Origin of the sequence: Variovorax fucosicus (assembly GCF_030316825.1) — a bacterium.
Taxonomy (GTDB): Bacteria; Pseudomonadota; Gammaproteobacteria; order Burkholderiales; family Burkholderiaceae_C; genus Variovorax; species Variovorax fucosicus.
On sequence record NZ_JASZYU010000002.1, the window covers coordinates 580,328 to 599,560 of the forward strand.

General features: G+C 67.1%; 14 protein-coding genes and 1 riboswitch. Of the genes, 10 read left to right on the forward strand and 4 right to left on the reverse strand.

Translation table 11 applies throughout. From position 1 onward, the window contains the following. Positions 1–6: 6 nt before the first annotated feature. Positions 7–1,266: a M48 family metallopeptidase gene (locus QTI05_RS14890; protein WP_286545646.1), complete on the reverse strand. Its 1,260-nt coding sequence runs from the start codon at positions 1,264–1,266 to the stop codon at positions 7–9. A 59-nt stretch (positions 1,267–1,325) separates the two neighbouring features. On the opposite strand from QTI05_RS14890, the gene orn reads away from it, so the two are divergent. After that, positions 1,326–1,907: an oligoribonuclease gene (gene orn, locus QTI05_RS14895; RefSeq protein WP_286545647.1), complete on the forward strand. Its 582-nt coding sequence runs from the start codon at positions 1,326–1,328 to the stop codon at positions 1,905–1,907. 216 nt (positions 1,908–2,123) lie between these two features. Then, the gene (locus QTI05_RS14900; RefSeq protein WP_286622017.1) at positions 2,124–3,956 is read left to right on the forward strand and encodes a DEAD/DEAH box helicase; all 1,833 of its coding nucleotides are present in this window, start codon (positions 2,124–2,126) and stop codon (positions 3,954–3,956) included. 95 nt (positions 3,957–4,051) lie between these two features. Here the strand turns inward: QTI05_RS14900 and QTI05_RS14905 are convergent, their stop codons facing one another. Beyond that, on the reverse strand, positions 4,052–4,468 hold the full coding sequence (locus QTI05_RS14905; RefSeq protein WP_286622020.1) for a hypothetical protein: 417 nt from the start codon (positions 4,466–4,468) through the stop codon (positions 4,052–4,054). Between the two features lie 38 nt (positions 4,469–4,506). Then, entirely contained in the window at positions 4,507–5,253 is a 747-nt protein-coding gene (locus tag QTI05_RS14910) for an alpha/beta fold hydrolase (RefSeq protein ID WP_286545650.1), read from the reverse strand. Positions 5,254–5,495: 242 nt separating this feature from the next. Here QTI05_RS14910 and QTI05_RS14915 point away from each other — a divergent pair, with 242 nt between their 5' ends. The 8 genes from QTI05_RS14915 (at position 5,496) to QTI05_RS14950 (ending at position 18,292) form a co-directional block, all read left to right on the forward strand. Beyond that, entirely contained in the window at positions 5,496–6,452 is a 957-nt protein-coding gene (locus QTI05_RS14915; protein WP_286622022.1) for a LysR family transcriptional regulator, read from the forward strand. Positions 6,453–6,553: 101 nt separating this feature from the next. Beyond that, positions 6,554–6,815, forward strand: a riboswitch (cobalamin riboswitch). 158 nt (positions 6,816–6,973) lie between these two features. Continuing rightward, entirely contained in the window at positions 6,974–7,810 is an 837-nt protein-coding gene (locus QTI05_RS14920) for a HoxN/HupN/NixA family nickel/cobalt transporter (protein WP_286622024.1), read from the forward strand. Positions 7,811–7,872: 62 nt separating this feature from the next. After that, positions 7,873–10,062, forward strand: coding sequence for a TonB-dependent receptor (locus QTI05_RS14925; protein WP_286622026.1), 2,190 nt, complete (start codon positions 7,873–7,875; stop codon positions 10,060–10,062). A 49-nt stretch (positions 10,063–10,111) separates the two neighbouring features. Further along, positions 10,112–11,617: a PepSY-associated TM helix domain-containing protein gene (locus QTI05_RS14930; protein ID WP_286622029.1), complete on the forward strand. Its 1,506-nt coding sequence runs from the start codon at positions 10,112–10,114 to the stop codon at positions 11,615–11,617. A 55-nt stretch (positions 11,618–11,672) separates the two neighbouring features. Then, positions 11,673–12,731, forward strand: coding sequence for a cobalamin biosynthesis protein CobW (gene cobW, locus QTI05_RS14935; RefSeq protein WP_286622030.1), 1,059 nt, complete (start codon positions 11,673–11,675; stop codon positions 12,729–12,731). 19 nt (positions 12,732–12,750) lie between these two features. Next, the gene (cobN, locus tag QTI05_RS14940; protein WP_286622032.1) at positions 12,751–16,569 is read left to right on the forward strand and encodes a cobaltochelatase subunit CobN; all 3,819 of its coding nucleotides are present in this window, start codon (positions 12,751–12,753) and stop codon (positions 16,567–16,569) included. Beyond that, positions 16,566–17,651 carry a magnesium chelatase ATPase subunit I gene (locus QTI05_RS14945; protein WP_286622033.1) on the forward strand — a complete coding sequence of 362 codons (1,086 nt, stop codon included), beginning with the start codon at positions 16,566–16,568 and terminating at the stop codon, positions 17,649–17,651. The genes cobN and QTI05_RS14945 overlap by 4 nt, the downstream gene beginning before the upstream one ends. 86 nt (positions 17,652–17,737) lie before the next feature. After that, positions 17,738–18,292 (forward strand): vWA domain-containing protein, encoded by a 555-nt coding sequence (locus QTI05_RS14950; protein WP_286622034.1) that lies wholly within the window; start codon positions 17,738–17,740, stop codon positions 18,290–18,292. A gap of 7 nt (positions 18,293–18,299) precedes the next feature. Here the strand turns inward: QTI05_RS14950 and QTI05_RS14955 are convergent, their stop codons facing one another. Continuing rightward, positions 18,300–19,208, reverse strand: a complete 909-nt coding sequence (locus QTI05_RS14955; protein WP_286622035.1) for an ABC transporter substrate-binding protein — start codon at positions 19,206–19,208, stop codon at positions 18,300–18,302. Positions 19,209–19,233 lie beyond the last annotated feature (25 nt).

Here is a 19,233-nt window from a genome sequence, read left to right on the forward strand (position 1 = left end):
CGGGTTTCAGGCCGCGGCCATGCGCGCCAGGCGCTCGGACGCAGGCGGGTGCGAGTAATAGAACTTCACGAACACCGGGTCGGGTGTGAGCGTCGAGGCGTTGTCGCTGTAGAGCTTCAGCAGGGCGGCCGACAGGTCGGCGCCGCTGGTCTGGGCGACGGCGTAGGCATCGGCTTCGAACTCGTGCTTGCGCGACAGCCGCGCCGACAGGGGGGCGACGAAGAAACCGAACACCGGCACCGCCAGCATGAAGAGCAGCAGCACGAGTGCATTGTTGGCAGCAGCCATGTTCGGCTGCACACCGAGCCCGGTGTAGAACCATGAACGGTCGGACACCCAGCCGAGCAGCGCGAAGCCGGCCAGGCTCAGCGCAAACAGCGTGACCATGCGCTTGAGGATGTGGCGGTGCTTGAAATGGCCGAGCTCGTGCGCCAGCACCGCTTCGACTTCGCCGGCGTTGAGCTGGCGCAGCAGGGTGTCGTAGAACACCACGCGCTTGCTGGCGCCGAAACCGGTGAAGTAGGCGTTGGCATGTGCGCTGCGCTTGCTGCCGTCCATCACGAACAGGCCCTTGGCCGCGAAGCCGCAGCGCTTCATCAATGCGGTGACGCGCGCCTTCAGTGTCGGGTCGTCGAGTGGCTTGAACTTGTTGAACAGCGGGGCGATGAAGGTGGGGTACACCAGCATCAGCAGCAGATTGAAGCCCATCCAGGTGCCCCAGGCCCAGAGCCACCATAGCGAGCCGGTGGCCCCCATCAGCCACAGGATCAGCGCGGCGATCGGCAGGCCGATCAGCGCGCCGAGCAGGACGCCCTTGACGGCGTCGGTGAGCCACAGGCGCCAGGTGAGTTTGTTGAAGCCGAAGCGTTGCTCCAGCACGAAGGTCTGCCAGAGCGAAAAGGGCAGGTCGAGCAGGCCGCCGACCACCGCAAAGGCGGCGAGCAGCGCCAGCTGCTGCGCCATGCCGCCGCTGATCCAGGCCAGCAGCACCTTGTTGAGCAGATCGAGCCCGCCGAGCAGCGTCCAGGCCAGCAGCACGGCCGTGCCCCAGGCGAGTTCGATCAAGCCGAAGCGTGCCTTGGCGATCGTGTAGTCGGCTGCCTTCTGATGCGACTCGAGCGTGATGATCGATGCGAACCGCGCCGGCACCACGCCGCGATGCCGGGCCACGTGGCGCACCTGACGCGACGCGAGCCAGAACTTCAGCAACAGGCCGACGACCAGGGCGGCCGCAAAGGCGCAGGTGAAGATGAGGGAGGCATTCATGGGCCGCCGAGTTTAGTCTTCATGCGGGGCGCGGCTGGGCCATCGACGACAATGCCCCGATGCCCGAATCGACCGTACAGACCCCCCCGACCCTGAAGAAAAGCGACCAGAACCTGATCTGGCTCGACTGCGAAATGAGCGGGCTCGACCCCGAAAAAGAGCGTTTGCTCGAGATCGCCGTGGTCGTTACCGGCCCCGACCTCACGCCGCGCATCGACGGCCCGGTGCTCGTGATCCACCAGAGCGACGAGGTGCTCGACGCCATGGATTCGTGGAACAAGGGCACGCACGGCCGCAGCGGCCTGATCGACAAGGTCAAGGCCTCGACGCTCGACGAGGCGGCGGCCGAGCAGCAACTGCTCGAGTTCATCGCGCGCTACATCCCGAAGACCGGCTCGCCGATGTGCGGCAACACCATCGGACAGGACAGGCGCTTCCTGGTCAAGTACATGCCCAAGCTCGAGGCCTACTTCCACTATCGCAACCTTGACGTGAGCACGCTGAAAGAACTGGCGAAGCGCTGGAAGCCGGCGGCATACAGCGCGTTCAAGAAGCAGCAGGCGCACACCGCGCTGGCCGACGTGCACGAATCGATCGAGGAACTCGCGCACTACCGCGATACGTTCCTCAAGCTCGATTGATTAGGTAAAAACCCGGATTCATGCCATAATCGATGGCTTCGCTGCGCAGAGCAGCGTTTTTCTTGCATCTCCCCGTCTTGCACAGGCGCCCGATCTTCACGATCAAAAAGGGCCGCAGCCTCGCGAAAGCGAAGACTGAATGTCGTTGGATGGTTGATGTTTTTAACCACCCGACGGGGCGCCGCCTACGGCAGCGCCCGCGTATGAGATATCTCAATGACCGACGCTTTTGAAGCGCAGGGCGAGTTCGCGCCTGTGCAATCTTCTTCCGACGAATTCGTGGCAATCGCGGAATCGAACTCCGACATCACCTTGCTGGACACCCTGGACGTCGCTGCCGCGCCGGCCGACGTGCCCAAGGCGCCCAACGGCTTCATCCGTCTTGGCCTCGCGCCGGAACTGATCGCGGCCGTGGCCGACCTCGGTTTCGACCAGCCGACCACCGTGCAGGACAAGGTCATTCCGCTGGCCATGACCAGCAATGACGACGGCACTTCCCGCTACATCGACCTGATGGTGTCGAGCCAGACCGGCAGCGGCAAGACCGCAGCCTTCCTGCTGCCCGTGCTGCACACCCTGCTCAAGCAGGAAGCCGAAGCCGAAGCAGCTGCCAAGGCCGAGTTCGCACGCCTGTCGGCCGAAGCCGCCGCCCGCGGCGAAGCGCTGCCCAAGAAGGCCAAGCGCAAGGATCCGACCAACACGCGCAATTTCAAGGCCGCCACGCCCGGCGCATTGATCCTGTGCCCGACGCGCGAACTCGCCCAGCAGGTCGCGCACGACGCAATCGACCTGGTCCGCCATTGCCGCGGCCTGCGCGTCGCCAGCGTGGTGGGCGGCATGCCGTACCAACTGCAGATCGCCAAGCTGCAGAACGCCAACCTCGTGGTGGCCACGCCGGGCCGTCTGCTCGACCTGCAACGCTCGATGCAGATCAAGCTCGACCAGGTTCAATTCCTGGTGGTTGACGAAGCCGACCGCATGCTCGACCTGGGCTTCTCGGACGACCTGGCCGAGGTCAATCAGCTGACCATCGAACGCAAGCAAACCATGATGTTCAGCGCAACCTTCGCGCCGCGCATCCAGCAGCTTGCCTCGCGCGTGATGCGCCAGCCGCAAAAGGTGCAAATCGATTCGCCGCAGGAAAAGCACGCCAACATCAAGCAGTCGCTGTTCTGGGCTGACAACACGCAGCACAAGCGCAAGATGCTGGATCACTGGCTGCGCGACACCACGATCAATCAGGCGATCGTGTTCGCCAGCACGCAAGTCGAATGCGACGGCCTCGCCAACGACCTGCAGCAAGAGGGCTTCAGTGCCGTCGCGCTGCACGGTGCGCTCAGCCAGGGGCTGCGCAATCGCCGCCTGATGGCATTGCGCCAGGGCGACGTGCAGATCCTGGTGGCAACCGACGTGGCCGCGCGCGGCATCGACGTCCCGACCATCACGCACGTGTTCAACTTCGGCCTGCCGATGAAAGCCGAGGACTACACCCACCGCATCGGCCGCACCGGCCGTGCCGGTCGCGATGGCTTGGCCATCACCTTTGCCGAGTTCCGCGATCGCCGCAAGATCATGGACATCGAGCATTACAGCCACCAGAACTTCAAGGCCGAGACCATTCCGGGCCTCGAACCGCAGCAGCGCATGCCGCAATCGCGCCCGCAAGGCAACTTTGGCGGTGGCCGCGACCGCGAGCCGCGCGAGTTCCAGTCGCGCGACCGCAAGTTCGGCGGCGGTACCGGTGGCGGCCATCGCGCCGGCCCGAGCGGCGGCTATGCCGGCGCCAGCGGTTTCAACGACCGTGGCGCGCGTCCGGCCGGTGGCGCCCCCGCGCCGCGTGGCTACGCTGGCAACAACGCCGGTTTTGGTGGCGGCCGTGACCGCGACGAAGGCAGCTTCGGCCGCAAACCGGGTTGGGGCGACAACGCCGCACCGCGCGGTGGCCGCAACGAAGGTTTCGGCGGCGGCGCTCCGCGCGGCAATGCCGGCGGCGGCAAGGTGTTCGTGCCGCGCGACGCCAAGCCGCGCGCATTCAAGCCGACCCGCTGAGCAACAAGCTGCCCACAGCAAAAAGCCCGGTGCCGCAAGGCGCCGGGCTTTTTTCATGGTTCGCGCAATGCGTGCACCGGGCGCTTGTTCTGTAGCTACTCCTGCCCGGTCAGCAACAGCGCTGACCGATAGGCCGCACGGCCAGCTGTCTTGGTTTCGTCGACCAGCGCATTCATCCGCTGCCCGCGCTCCTTCGGCGGCAGCAGGTGGAGCGGTGGTTCGGCCATCAACTGCCGTGCCGCGTTCAGCAGGAGGCTCGAAGCGGTGATCAGCAAATGGATGGCGGCGTGCTCGCGACCGGCGGGGTGGTCCTTCGCGAAGGGGCGCCCGAGCGGATCCTGCGAACCGGGCCACACGATCCCGAGATCCGCAGGGTCGAAGCGAGGCGTGGCCGGGGCGCCGGCGCCCCGGCCATCGAGGATGGACTCGATCGAAGCAAGCGCATGCTCCAGATGGGCGTGCGCCATGCGCGGCGAGCAGGGCGGATCGGGGTCGCGATGGGCGTTGGACATGATGGTCTCCTGCTTGCCTGTGGTCTGAAGCCGCCGGGTCAGCGCGCCGCCAGTGCTTGTTGCGGAAGCGCTGCGCACAGCCAGCTGCGCAATGCCCGCAACAGCGCGTCCGGCTGGTCGGCATGCACCCAATGGCCGGCATCGGCGATACGTTCGAGCTGCGCGCGCGGAAACATGCGCGCGATGCCCGGATGGGATTCGGGTCGCACGTAGTCGGAGTCCGTCCCGGCGAGGAAGAGTGCCGGTCCTTCGTAACTTCGATGCATCAGCCGCTGCTGGAACCCGCACAGATCGGGCATGCACATGGCCACCGCCAGCAGGTTGAGCCGCCAGTCGAAACGCTCGTCGTGACGCCAAAGATGCCGCATCGCAAGGTCGACGGGCTTGTTCCGACCCAGGCCGCGCATCGTCGTCATGTAGGGCGAGAACTGGTCGCCATAGCGTTCGGGCGCGATGTCGATCACCGCCACGCCGGAGATCGCCTGCGGGTGTTCGAGGGCGAGGGTCATCGCGGTCTTGCCGCCCATGCTGTGGCCGATCACCAGCGGCCGATCCAGTTGCTCGCGCTTGATAAGCCCCAGCACATCGAGTGCCATCTCGCTGTACGACATGGTCTGGCCCCGGGGCGACGCGCCGTGGTTGCGCGCGTCCGGCAGGTAGACCCGGTGCGTGGCGCCCAGCGCCTGGGCGATCCGCTGCCAGTTGCGTCCGGCGCCGAAAAGGCCGTGCAGGATCACCACAGGAGAACCGCTGCCTACGGCCTCGAATGCCAACTCGATCGACAAGGCGCCCTCGCTATCGCTTCGGGGTTACCGGCGGTCGCCGAAGTCGGCCCGGATTTCGGGCGGTGAACGGGGTATCCGACTCGGGCGCGCTGTCATTCGTGGTGTTCCTATGAGGGGGATGCGAGGGTTTGACAGAGCTTATGGGGGACGGGTCGACTGGTAAAATGGTTTACATCCATACGCTGCATCGATGCCGCGAATACCTGCGGGGTCGAGTTGAGGTTCGACAAGCGAGGCTACCCATGCGGTTCAACAAGCTTGACCTGAATCTGCTGGTGGCTCTGGACGCGCTGCTTGCCGAACGCAGCATCAGCCGGGCGGCCGAGCGGTTGCACATGAGCCAGTCCGCGATGAGCAATGCCCTGGCACGGCTGCGGGCCTGCCTTGACGACGATTTGCTGGTACAGGTCGGCCGCAAGATGGAATGCACGCCCCGGGCCGAGACATTGAAGGAGGCCGTGCGCGACGTGCTGGTGCGGGTGGACAGCGCAATCCTCGCGCAGCCGGAGTTCGACCCCGCTCGTTCGGATCGCACGTTCCACCTGATCGTCTCCGACTACACGATGGTGGTGCTGATGCCGCACCTGCTCGCGCTGGCGCGCCAGCAAGCGCGCAACGTGCGCTTCGAAATGCTGCCGGTGATCGATTCGCCCCAACGCGAACTAGAGCGTGGCGAGGCGGATCTGCTAGTGCTCCCGCGCAACTACTGCTCACCCGACCATCCCGTCGACATGCTGTTCGAGGAAGAGTTCCTCTGCGTGGTGTGGAGTGGCAGCAGCTTCGGGCGTGCCAACAAGCTGACGCTCGAGCAGTACGTGACTGCCGGCCATGTTGCGATGCAACCCCAGGGCATGGACAAGTCCACGCTCGAAGACTGGTTCCTGCAGCGCTACGGCACTGCGCAGCGCATCGAAGTCACGGCCTTCGGCTTCGTGCCCGTCCCGCATCTTGTCGTGGGAACCGACCGCGTCGCCACCGTGCATGCGCGGCTCGCCCGGATCGCGCAGCAGTACCTGCCGCTGACGCTGCTGCCTCCGCCCTTGCCGTTGGCCAGGATCGAACAATCGGTGCAATGGCACAAGTACCGCACCCAGGATCCGGGGCTGGTCTGGCTGCGCGGCCTGCTGCGTGAGGCCGTGCTGCGGATGGATGGAAAACAGATCCCGTCAACCGCGACCGCGCCGGCCACGCATCCGTAGAGCGCCTTCATGCGGATCAACCCGGGGCAGGGGGCGGATGGGGCGGCGTCGATACTTCCTATAATCCCGCGCAGGTTGGAAGCGCTCCTTGCTGGAGCGCTGTCCGCCACGGTTCGAAGGTGCCCCGCATGCCATGAGATGGTTTCGGGGTTAAACGGGAAGCAGGTGCACGCGTCCATGACGCGCAATGCCTGCGCTGCCCCCGCAACGGTAAGCGGATAGAGAAGTTTCACGCGAGCGCATGTTGTGCTCGCAGCCACTGCGCTTCCAAGGAGTGTGGGAAGGCGAAGCTTCGGTTGTTGTGCGCATGGCGCATGACAGCGACCCGCGAGCCCGGATACCGGCCTTCGCAATCGCCTTCGGACGCTGCGGGAGTGCGTTTGTCCGGGCCGCCCAGCACCTCGCGTGCCGGGTTGGCGTCGACTCGTGCAATTGCAGCGTGTGTCTCTTTGATCGGCCCAGCGGGAATGCGGGCCAAAGGAACAGCACATGCGCAAGCACTTCAAGCGAGTGGCAGCCCCGTGAGCGGCGATCTCGTTTCCGTTTCAGGTCTGATGTTGATGTTTGTCCTGGGGTTGCGGCACGGGCTTGATCCTGACCACATCGCCTGCATCGACGGCCTCACCTGGCGTGCGCTCAATCACTCGCACTCCCACGCGGGCTGGATCGGCACCCTGTTTGCGCTCGGGCATGGTCTGCTGGTCACCCTGATCGCGGTCGTGGTCAGCAAGCTTGCGCTGCACTTCGACCCTCCCGGTTTTGTGGCAGCGATCCTCGAATGGATACCGACGGCCTTGCTGGTCGTCGTCGGCTGCCTCAACTTGCGTCTGTTGCTGCGGAAAGGCGACGCATACGCGCCGACCGGCTGGAAGATGAGCCTGATCCCTGCGCGCTTGCGCCAGCAGACCAGTGCCTGGTCCGTGGTGGTCATCGGCGTGCTGTTTGCCACCGTGTTCGATACGGCTACACAGGCTGCAGCCTGGGGTTATGTAGCCAGCAACAAGAGTGGCGGAGCGTGGGCCGCCTTGCTCGCCGGACTGACCTTCACCGCAGGGATGATGGTGACCGACACGCTGGACGGCCGCATCATCTGCCGCATCGGCCGGGGCATCGACAACCCCGAGGCCGGGCGCCGTGTGCGTCGCACGCTGGGCTGGCTCATCGTTGCGATCTCGTTCGGCGTTGCTCTCTACAACGTGGCCAAGGTGCTGTTTCCGGTGGTCGAACTGGACGACATGGCCTTTTCGCTCACCGGGGCAGCGCTGGTTCTCGTCATGTTGGGAATCTGGGCTTGGGGTGCCAGGCGGGCTCGTGCATCCCTCTTGATGCAACTGCGCGACGCACATCAAAAGCAATAGCCGTTCGTGGGGTTCACGGCCGATCGACTTGCGTTTTCCATCTTTTCTTCCCGGGTTCTTCCATGGTCAAGTACATCGCATTCCCGGCCATCGCCACTCTGTTGGCCAGCACCTCCACACTGGCTCAGGTGACCTTGCAGTCCATCGAGGTGACGGCCATCCAGGACCAATCCCCATCGCTGCAGGCAACGCCTGCGGTGGGCAGCCGGCTTGGGCTGACCGTGCGCGAAACGCCGGCCTCGGCCGAGGTGATCACGCAGGAAATGATGGAAAGGCGCGGTGCGCGAACCTTCGAGGAGGCGTTGCGCGGCAGCGTGGGCATGACCGCAGGCGGTGCTCCAGGCTCGCCGTCGGTAGCCTCCACCCGCGGGTTCACCGGTAGCTTCATCACCTACCTGTTCGACGGCGATCGGGTTGCAGTGGCTTCGATGGTGAGCCGGCCGCAGGACACCTGGAACTACGAGCGCATCGAAGTGTTGAAAGGCCCGGCCTCGGTGCTGTATGGCGAAGGCGCGATCGGCGCTGCTGTCAACTTCGTGACCAAGCGGCCCGACCGCAACAACCCCGGTGCCGAGGCCATGCTTTCCTATGGCAGCTTTGGCACTGCGCGCACCGGTGTCGGGCTGGGCGTGAACGTTGGCGAGTCGAGCGCTTTCCGCCTGGACTACAGCCACCAGCAGACAGACGGGTACGTCGATCGCAACAAGCAGCGCTACGACAACCTCACGATGGGGTTCACCACGGCATTGACCCGCGACCTGACGCTCGACCTGACAATGGACTACGCCAACGACAGCGCACGGTCGTACCAGGGAACCCCACTGGTGCCGCGCGCCTATGCACTGCAGCCGACCGACATCGTCAGCGACTCGACCGGCCGGGTGGTCGATCGCAGTGTCGCTTTTCGCAACTACAACGTCGACGATGCGCAGATGAGCGCACACAGCCTCTGGACGCGTGCCAAGCTGACCTGGCAGATCGCGCCGGAATGGAAATTGCGCAACGAACTGTCCTACTACACAGCGGATCGGGCGTGGCGCAACTCGGAGTCCTACGCGTTTGCCGCGCCGCAACGCATCGTGCGGGATCTGGTCGGCATCACGCACGATCACCAGATACTGACTGACCGGCTCGATCTCAGCAACACGTCGTCCATTGCCGGAATGAAGAACAGGTTTGTCGCGGGCCTCGAGTACACAAAGACCGACTTCTCTTCCAATCGTGATTTCTCGAACGGCTCCACCGCGGCCAACACCGCGCTGTCGGTCGGCGAATTCGCCACCTTTCCGGGCAGCTACGCTGCCTTCGCTGCCAACCCCGCGCTCTACGCCGGCGCCGGCAACCGCAGCATCTTCAACGCACAGATCCCGACCAGCTCGCTCTTCCTGGAAGACGCCCTGTCCGTCAGCGACCGATGGACGATCGTGGGTGGCCTGCGTCAGGACTACGTCAAGCTCGATCGCCAGAGCCTGGATCTGAACACCCGCGCCCTCACGTCCTTCAGCCAGAAGTACAAGCCGACATCAGGACGCCTGGGCGTGGTTTTCGCGATCGACCCCGACACTTCGGTCTATGCGCAGTACACCAACGCGAGCGCGCCGGTCGGCACGGGCAACCTGCTGCTGCTCTCGGCCGCCAACGGTGCCTTCAGCCTTTCGAAGGGCAAGCAGCTCGAGGTCGGCATCAAGCAGTCGGTTTTCGGCGGGCGCTTCGACTACACGGTGGCGGCCTACAAGATCGAACTCGACAACGTGCTGTCGCGCGATTTCAGCAACCCGACGCTCACCGTCAACAGCGGCAAGCAGTCCGCGCGCGGGCTCGAGTTCGCTGCGGCCTGGAAGGCCACGCGCGACCTGACGCTGAGCGGCAATCTGGCATGGGTCGATGCGCAGTTCGATCAGCTCATCGAGGCCGGCAACGTTTCGCGGGCCGGCAACACGCCGCCGAACGTGCCGAAGACGGTCGCCAATCTCTGGGCCGACTACAAGGTGCCCGGATGGCCGGTGAGAGTGGGTGCGGGCGTCAACCGAACCGGCTACTCCTACGCCAACAACGCCAACACGCTGCGCATGAACGGGTTCACCACCGCGACCGCCTATGCGACCTGGACGTTGCCGAAGGGCGAGCTCACGTTTCGTGTGCGCAACCTTACCGACAAGCTCTACGCCTACTGGAGCGGCGCGAACTCGAACAACCAGGTCATGGTCGGTGCACCGCGCAGTTTCGAAGTCAGCTACCGGGCGGCCTTCTGATGCGCTGCAGCAGACCGTCGATCTGCGCAAGGATGGCATGAAGCGGGTCTTGATCTTCATCCACAAGTGGCTTGGCATCTCGCTGGCGCTGCTGTTTCTGATGTGGTTCCTCAGCGGCCTCGTGCTGTACTACGTGCCGTTCCCGAACCTGACACAGGCAGAGCGCCGCGCGGGACTGCAACCCCTGGAACAGGCTGTCGGCTGTTGCCTGACCGCCGAAGAAGCCGCAAGGCGAGCCGGCGTTGCGTTCACCGAAGCGCGCCTCGGCATGGCCGACCATGGGGCGCCGGTTTGGCGCCTTCTGGTCGATGCCGGCGAACAGAACGCCCCGCAGTGGCGGGCCCTCGACGCCCGCACCGGTGCCATGAAGGCGCCGCTGACATCCGTCCAGGCCATGAAGGTTGCCGAGTCCTTCAGCGGGCGGCGAGCACTGCTGGCCGAAGGACTGGAGCGTGACCAATGGACCGTTCCGCAAGGCTTGAACCCCTACCGTCCACTTTTCAAAGTCAGCCTGGAAGGCGACGACGGTCTCGAACTGTATGTGTCGAGCACGGCCGCCGAAGTGGTGCGCGACACGCGTCGTGCCGAGCGGTTCTGGAACTGGATCGGCGCCGTGCCGCACTGGATCTATCCGACCGTGCTGCGGCAGTTTCCGCAGGCGTGGAACCAGGTGGTTGTCTGGCTGGCGATTCCTGGCGTACTGCTCGCCGCAACCGGTCTGGTGCTGGGAATCTGGCAGCTGTTCCTCAACAGAACCCGCTGGATCCCCTATCGCAAGTCGTGGATGCGCTGGCACCATATCGCGGGCCTCGTCGCCGCGGTGTTCACGCTCACCTGGATTTTCTCGGGTCTGATGTCGATGAACCCATACGGGGTGTTCTCGTCACGGGGAGCCTCGGCCTCCGAGCGCGCGCACTGGCTTGGCGCCGACGGCAAGGCCCTTGTCAGTCCGCAGGCCGCCTTGGCTGCAGTAGCGTCGCGGGAGGCCGGTGCGCAGCCGGTGGAACTCGAGCGCATTCGTGTCGATGGGCAAGTCTGGTACCGCCTCGAAGGCTTGGAGCGGCGCTGGTGGGTGCGGGCGGACGTTGCCAGCGTCGCGCCAGCGGTGGAATCCGTGCTGCCGGACGGGTTGATGGCGGGCGCTCTGCGGCGCCTGCGCGGTGTCGATCGTCCCCCTTCGGACGTGACGCGCATGGACCGCTACGACGATGTCTACTATGCGAAGAATCCGGCCACGGCGGAGGCGATGGACACCCGGCCATTGCCCGTCTGGCGCGCGCATTGGCCGGACGGCGTCGACCTCTATGCCGACGCCACTTCTGGCAAGCTGCTTTTGCGGGCCGACCCGTCGGGGCGGTGGCAGCGGGTGCTGTACCAGGGATTGCACAGTCTTGATTTCGAGCCGCTGCGCGAACGGCCATGGCTGCGCGAAGCGCTGGTGCTGCTCTTCTCTCTTCTCGGCATCGCGCTATGCGTCACGTCGTGCGTGATTGGCTGGCGCGCCTTGGCACCGAAAGGCGCTGCGCGACTGACCTCGCAGCAGCGCCTCGCCTGAGCTTGCTTCGTCTTTCCTTCCGGCCGTCCGCCAGCTCTCACAACCAAAGGCCCTCATGCAAACCGCGAAAATCCCCGTCACCATCGTCACTGGCTTCCTGGGCAGCGGCAAGACCACGCTGCTGCGCCACATCCTTGGCCATGCCGAGGGCAGGCGCATCGCCGTCATCGTCAACGAGTTCGGCGAGCTGGGCATCGACGGCGAGATCCTGCGCGGTTGCGGCATCGGCTGCGACGATGCCGGCAACGAGCGCGAAGGTGCGCTCTACGAGCTGGCCAACGGCTGCGTCTGCTGCACCGTGCAGGAAGAATTTCTGCCGGTGATGCTGAAGCTGGCCGAGCGGCGCGGCGACATCGATGCGGTGCTGATCGAAACCTCCGGGCTGGCCCTGCCCAAGCCGCTGGTGCAGGCCTTCCAGTGGCCAGAGATCGCGAACGTCTTCACCGTCGACGCGGTGGTCACGGTGGTCGATGGCCCGGCCGCCGCTGCCGGCCAGTTCGCCGAGGACACCGATGCCGTCGACGCGCAGCGCCGCGCCGATCCGAACCTCGACCACGAGTCCCCGTTGCACGAGCTGTTCGAAGACCAGCTCTCGGCCGCCGACCTGGTGGTGCTCAACAAGACCGACCTGATGGACGACGCGGCCCGCGCGCAGGTCGAGGCGCTGGTGCGCGCCGAGATCCCGGCCGAAGTGAAGATCGTCGCTGCCAGCGAAGGCCGGTTGCCGCTCGCGCTGCTGCTCGGCCAGGGCCGTGCGGCCGAGACCACGATCCACCTGCGCGAGAGCCACCATGACCACGAGGAAGACCACGACCACGACGAGTTCGACTCGCTCGTGATCGAGCTGCCCGCCGTGGACCGCGACCGGCTGCTCGCCGTGCTCGAGACGCTCGTCGCCGCGCACACCATCTACCGCATCAAGGGCTTCGTCGCCGTGCCGGGCAAGCCGATGCGGCTGCTGGTTCAGGGCGTGGGCAAGCGCTTCGACCATCACTTCGATCGCGCATGGCGCGAGGGCGAGGCGCCGCGCACACAGCTCGTCTTCATCGGCGAAGACCTCGACGAAGCGGTGCTGCGCGAGGCACTGCAGGGCGCCGTCGCCGTGGCCGCCTGAGTCCGCAAGCCGGCGCGCGATGCACCTGCTGAGCACCCAGCCCGGGCGTTTCGTCGAAGACGACAGCGTCGTCACCCGGCTCGACCAGACGCCGGGCGACATCGTGGTGCTGAGCTCTGCCGACACCACGCTGGCGCTGCTCGCCGCCGCACGCAGCGCGCTCGCGGCAACCGACCCGGGCTATCCGTCGCTGCGGCTCGCCAACCTGATGCACCTGCGCCAGCCGGCCTCGCTCGACCTCTATGTCGACGAGGTGCTGCAGCATGCGCGCGTCGTCATCGTCGACCACCTGGGTGCTGAGTCGGCCTGGTCCTATGGCCTGCAGCAGATCGAGAAGCTGGCGCGACGCAAGGGGCAGCAGCTCGCGATCTTCTCGGGCGACCTGCAGGAAGACGAAGACCTGTTGGCGCGCAGCACGCTGCCGCCGTCGGTCGGCCGTCAACTCTGGCAGTACACGCGCGCGGGCGGTGCGGCCAATGCGCTGCAGTTCCTGCGTGCCATCGCCTTTCACGGCCTGGGCCATGGCCAAGCGCCGCAGCCGCCGCGCAGCCTGCCCCAGGTGGCGTTGCACCTGCCCGGCGGCTTCGGCGCGGCGCACACGGTGGCGGGCATCGACGACCTGCGGGCGGGCTGGCGCACGGGGGCGCCGGTGGTTGCGCTGGTGTTCTACCGCTCGCACCTTCAATCGGGCAACACCGCGGTGTTCGATGCGATGGCCGCAGCGCTGCGGGCCGAAGGGCTGAACCCGTTGCCGGTCGCGCTCGACTCGCTCAAGGACCCGCTGTGCATCTCCACACTGCGGGGCCTGTGTCGTGAGCATGGCGTGCAGCTGGTGCTCAATACCACGGCCTTCGCCGCACTGGGGCAGGGCGGCAATGCCGGCGACGAGGTGGCCGAACTGGCCGGCGATGCGCCGGTGCTGCAAGTCATCGTCAGCGGCGGCAACCGCGAAGACTGGCTGGCCGACAGCCAGGGACTGCGCCCGCGCGACATCGCCATGCAGATCTCCTTGCCCGAGATGGACGGGCGCATCGTCACGCGCGCGATCAGCTTCAAGGGCCTGTCGCACCGCGACGCGCTCACGCAAACCGAAGTGGTCAGCTACCAGCCGGAGCCCGACCGCATCGCGTTCGTGGCTGAACTGGCGCGGCGCTGGTGCCGGCTGCGCAGCCTGTCGGCGGCGGACAAGCGCATCGCACTGATCCTCGCGAACTACCCCGGCAGCGAGGGGCGCATCGGCAGCGGCGTCGGGCTCGACACGCCGGCTTCGGTCATCGCCATCCTGCGCACGCTTGCGGCCGAGGGCTACACGCTGGGCGATGCATCGAAGCTGCCGGCCGACGGCGACGCGCTGATGCACACGCTGCAGCAGGGCATCGCCAACGACCCTGCGCAATGGCCGATGCGGCCGGCCTGGCAGAGCTATGCGATGGCCGACTACCGCGCACGTCTTGCCGCCTTGCCCGAAGGCATGGCCGCCGCCATCGATGCGCGCTGGGGCCCGCCGGAGCAAGACCCGTCGCTGCGGCAGGGCCGCTTCATGATCGCGGGGCTGCGGCTCGGCCAGGTCTTCGTCGGCATCCAGCCGGCGCGGTCGCTCGCCATCCAGGGAGCGCAGGACTACGCGGGCTACCACGATGCCGAGCTGGTGCCGCCGCACGGCTACCTCGCCTTCTACTTCTGGCTGCGCGACGTGTTCGCGATCGACGCGGTGGTGCATGTCGGCAAGCATGGCAACCTCGAATGGCTGCCGGGCAAGAGCCTGGCGCTGGCGCAGACCTGCTGGCCCGATGCCATCCTCGGGCCGCTGCCCAACGTCTACCCCTTCATCGTCAACGACCCGGGCGAAGGCGCGCAGGCCAAGCGGCGCACGCAGGCTGTCATCGTCGACCACCTCATGCCGCCGCTCACGCGCGCCGAGAACCACGGCCCGCTGCAGAACCTGGAGCGCCAGGTCGACGAGTACTACGACGCGCTGCTGGTCGACGCGCGCCGCGCCCGCGTGCTGCGTGCGCAAATCCTCGCGACGGTGCGCGAGCAGCACCTGGTTGAAGAGCTGGCCTTGCAGTCCGCCGCGGCCGATGACGACGCCGTGCTCGCGCGTGTGGATGCGTACCTGTGCGAGCTGAAGGAGACGCAGATCCGCGACGGCCTGCATGTCTTCGGCCAATCGCCCGAAGGCCGGCTGCGCCGCGACACGCTGCTCGCGCTGGCACGTTATCCGTCGGGCGACGGCAGCGGCGAGAACGCCGGGCTGCTGAACGCGCTGTCGCGCGACCTGCTGCAGGGCGATGCCTTCGATCCGCTCGACATCGAGCCCGCCACGCCGTGGCGGGGTGCACGGCCGGCGCTGCTGCAGGCTGTCAGCGACGAACCCTGGCGCCATCACGGTGACACGCGCGAGCGGCTGGAACTGCTGGCGCAGCGGCTGCTGGAGGAAGGGCAGGGCATGTTCGATATGCCGCACACCGGCGCCGTGCTTCGCCGCATCGAACGTCGCCTCGCGCCCGACCTCGACGCCTGCGGCACCCAGGAGCTCACGCAACTCTCACGCGCGCTGCAGGGCCGCTTCGTGCCTGCCGGCCCGAGCGGATCGCCGTCGCGCGGCCGGCCCGACGTGCTGCCGACCGGGCGTAACTTCTACTCGGTCGACACCCGCGCGATTCCGACGCCGACGGCCTGGATGCTGGGCCTCAAGTCCGCCGCGCGTCTGGTCGAGCTGCATCTGCAGGAGCATGGCGACTACCCCGTCGCGATCGGCCTGTCGGTGTGGGGAACGGCCACCATGCGCACCGGCGGCGACGACCTGGCGCAGGCCTTCGCGCTGATCGGCGTGCGGCCGAAATGGGCGCCGGGCAGCCAGCGCGTGGTCGACTTCGAGGTGCTGCCAACGGTGGGTCTGGGCCGCCCGCGCATCGACGTCACGCTGCGCATCTCGGGCTTCTTTCGCGATGCCTTTCCGGCTGCCGTGCAGATGTTCGATGCGGCCGTGCAGGCCGTCGCCGCGCAGGAGGACGAAGACGCGGAACGCAACCCGATCCGCGCGCGCATCCTGCGCGAGGCCGCCGCGCTGCAGGCGCAGGGCGCCAGCGCCGACGCCGCGCGCCTGCAGGCAGGCTGGCGCGTCTTCGGCTGCGCGCCGGGCCGCTACGGCTCGGGCCTGCAGACGCTGTTCGACAGCGGCGACTGGCAGAGCGACGACGACCTTGCGCGTGCCTACGTTGCCGACGGTGCGCATGCCTACGGCCAGGGCAGCGACGGCGTTCCGGCGCAGGACGCGCTGGTGCGCCGCCTGAAGACCCTGAACGTCGTGCTGCAGAACCAGGACAGCCGCGAGCACGACCTGCTCGACTCCAACGACTACTACCAGTTCCAGGGCGGCATGGCCGCGTCCGTGCGGCACCTGAGCGGGCAGCAGCCCGCGATGTACCACGGCGACCACGGCAACCCGCAGGCGCCGCGCATGCGCACGCTGAAGGAAGAGATCGCCCGTGTGGTTCGCGCGCGCGTGGTCAATCCGAAGTGGATCGATGGCGTCAAGCGCCATGGCTACAAGGGTGCCTTCGAGATGGCGGCAACGGTCGATTACCTGTTCGGCTTCGACGCCACCGCGCGTGTGGTCGGCGACCACCAGTATGCGATGGTGGCAGACGCCTACGTGCTGGATGCGGCCACGCGCGACTTCGTGAACGAACACAACCCGCAGGCGCTGCACGACATCCTGAACCGGCTGCTCGAAGCGATGCAACGCGGGCTGTGGCAGGCGCCCGGCGACTACCAGCAACAATTGCAGAACCTGCTGCTCGATCAGGAGCAGCGGATGGAAGGATCCCGATGACCCCCCACGCAGGCAAATCCTTGCCGCTGCCTTTCCCCTTTGCCGCCATCGCCAGCCAGCCGCAGTTGCGCCAGGCACTGCTGCTCGCCGCGGTCGACCCCGGCCTTGGCGGCGTGCTGATCGAAGGGCCGCGCGGCACCGCCAAGTCCACCGCAGCGCGCGCGCTGGCCGAGTTGCTGGCCGGTGCGCCCTTCGTCACGCTGCCGCTCGGGGCCAGCCTGGAGCACCTGGTCGGCACGCTCGACCTCGGCCAGGCGCTGGCCGGACACGAAGTGAAGTTCGCACCCGGCCTGCTGGCGCGCGCGCACGGTGGCGTGCTGTACGTCGACGAGGTCAATCTGCTGCCCGATGCGCTGATCGACTCGCTGCTCGACGCAGCGGCCAGCGGCGTGAACAACGTCGAGCGCGATGGCATCTCGCACAGCCATGCCGCGCGCTTCGTGCTGGTCGGCACCATGAACCCGGAGGAGGGCGAGCTTCGCCCGCAGCTGCTGGACCGCTTCGGCCTGTGCGCGCGTCTGCACAACATCGACGACGCGGTGCAGCGGCAGGCCATCGTGCGGGCACGGCTTGCCTTCGATGCCGACCCGCACGGCTTTCGCGCCAGGCATGCCGATGCCCAGCGCGCGCTGGCGCTTGCGCTGGGCCGTGCCCGCGCGACCGTGGCGGAGGGCGATGCGCTGCCCTACGACGACGAAGTGCATGCGACCGTCGGCACGCTCTGCATGGCGGCGCAGGTCGATGGCCTGCGGGCCGATCTCGTGATGCTGCGCGCTGCGCGTGCGCTGGCCGCCTGGGAGCAGGCCGAAGCCATCACGACCACGCACGTCCGGCAGGTGGCCGAGCTGGTGCTGCTGCACCGGCGCAAGCCGGGGGCCGACAGCGGTGCCGCGGCCAAGGCGCCGGGCGAAGGAACGAGCGCCCCGACGACCGCACGCGACGCATCCGGCACGCCGGCACCCGCGCCCGCCGATGCCGACTGGGGCGCCATGCCGCCCGAGCCCGTCGGCATCGAGCGCGTCAAACCGCTGCGTCCGTTGATCCCGGCTTCGGTGCCGCAGGGCGCCTCAAAAAAAGCCTGAGCCTCCGGAACGCCGTCCCCGCTGGCGCGCGCCAGGGTGACCGGAGGCAGGGCACGCAGCGGGATGCGGGGCGCACCACCTCGTCGGTGGGTGTCGCCTACGACTGGCCGCGCACGCTGATGGCGCGCGGTGCCGGCGCCCTGCGTGCCGAGCACCTGCGCCTTCGTTCGCAAGAGGCGCGCAGCGGCGTGCTGCATTGCTTCCTGCTCGACTGTTCCGGGTCGATGGTCGCTGGCGGCAAGCTGGCGCGCGCAAAAGGCGTGCTGCTCGCGCTGATGGACGAGGCCTACCGCCGGCGCGACCAGGTGGCGTTGCTGAGCTTCGGGGGCGGCAAGGTCGAACTGCACATGCCGCCGCGCCGTGCGCGAGTCTGGAACGAAGCCTGGATCACGCCGATAGGCGGAGGCGGCGGAACGCCGCTGCAGGCGGCCGTGGAGCAGGCCGGCGAGCTGCTCATGCGCAGCGCACATCTGCGGCGCTGCATCTGGCTGCTTACGGACGGCCGCACACTGGAAAAGCCAGCGCGACCTGCCGCGGCCGATGTCGTGCACCTGATCGATTTCGAGGCGTCGCACATGCCGCTGCGCCGTGCCGAAAGGCTGGCGGCAGACTGGGGCGCGCACTACGTGCGCATCGGCTGAACCTGGCTCAGGGCGCGGGGCTGCCGAGCCGGACCAGGCAGGAGACGATCTCGTCGGCCGCTTCATCCATGCGCGGGCCGGGGCGCATCATCACCTCGAAGCGGTCGGCCGCAAACGTGCACACCCGGCCGAGACGGATGGCATCCAGGCGCGACCACCCGGGGCGCGAGGCCATGGCGGTCATCTCGCTGAAGGTGGACGCCATGATGAGTGGCGGATTGGCGCGCACCACGAACTCGGGGCTCATCTTGGGGAAGGTGCCCATCGTGGCCGGCACGATGTTCACAAGCCGCAGACGCGTGAGCGTTTCTCCGATGAAAGAGCTCTCGCTGGCGGCTGACACGCCATGCACCTCGAAATACACGCGCTGCCCCTGCCAGCTGAGCGGCACGCGCGCACCTGCGGCAGTCAGCCGCGCGTCGATCGTGCGCCAGTAGGCTTCGCCCGCACCCGGCCGTCCGATGGCGAGCGCGACGGTTTCCATGACGCGCTTCACGTCGGCATGGGTTCGGGCATCCAGCGCCAGCACCTTGATGCCAAGCTGCTCGAGCTGCTCCGCAACGCGGGCGCGCGCACGCAGCAGCACGAGATCCGGCTTCAGAGCCACGATGGCTTCCAGTTGCGCATGGTCGATGCTCCCCACTTTGGGCAAAGCGTTCACCGAGGCGGGCCAACTGGCATAGCGATCGACGCCGACGAGGCGGTCGCATGCGCCGAGCGCGCACACCGTTTCGGTCAGCGACGGCAGAAGCGAAACGATGCGGCGGGCCGGCGCTCGCAGTTCGATCGTCCGGCCCCGGTCGTCATCCAGGCGAATGCCTGCATGGGCAGCATGAACAGCCAGGAAAAACAGGAACGCGCCGAGCAGTCGTGTCGAGGAAAAGAAAATCCAGTGCGGGCGAGGGGCGAATTTCACCGGGCAATGGTATGCCGACTGCGCC

Excerpts from the sequence above, each read along its gene's own strand:
- QTI05_RS14890 (WP_286545646.1), bottom strand. The coding sequence starts at position 1,266 with ATGAATGCCTCCCTCATCTTCACCTGCGCCTTTGCGGCCGCCCTGGTC.
- orn (WP_286545647.1), top strand. The coding sequence starts at position 1,326 with ATGCCCGAATCGACCGTACAGACCCCCCCGACCCTGAAGAAAAGCGAC.
- QTI05_RS14900 (WP_286622017.1), top strand. The coding sequence starts at position 2,124 with ATGACCGACGCTTTTGAAGCGCAGGGCGAGTTCGCGCCTGTGCAATCT.
- QTI05_RS14905 (WP_286622020.1), bottom strand. The coding sequence starts at position 4,468 with ATGTCCAACGCCCATCGCGACCCCGATCCGCCCTGCTCGCCGCGCATG.
- QTI05_RS14915 (WP_286622022.1), top strand. The coding sequence starts at position 5,496 with ATGCGGTTCAACAAGCTTGACCTGAATCTGCTGGTGGCTCTGGACGCG.
- QTI05_RS14925 (WP_286622026.1), top strand. The coding sequence starts at position 7,873 with ATGGTCAAGTACATCGCATTCCCGGCCATCGCCACTCTGTTGGCCAGC.
- cobW (WP_286622030.1), top strand. The coding sequence starts at position 11,673 with ATGCAAACCGCGAAAATCCCCGTCACCATCGTCACTGGCTTCCTGGGC.
- cobN (WP_286622032.1), top strand. The coding sequence starts at position 12,751 with ATGCACCTGCTGAGCACCCAGCCCGGGCGTTTCGTCGAAGACGACAGC.
- QTI05_RS14945 (WP_286622033.1), top strand. The coding sequence starts at position 16,566 with ATGACCCCCCACGCAGGCAAATCCTTGCCGCTGCCTTTCCCCTTTGCC.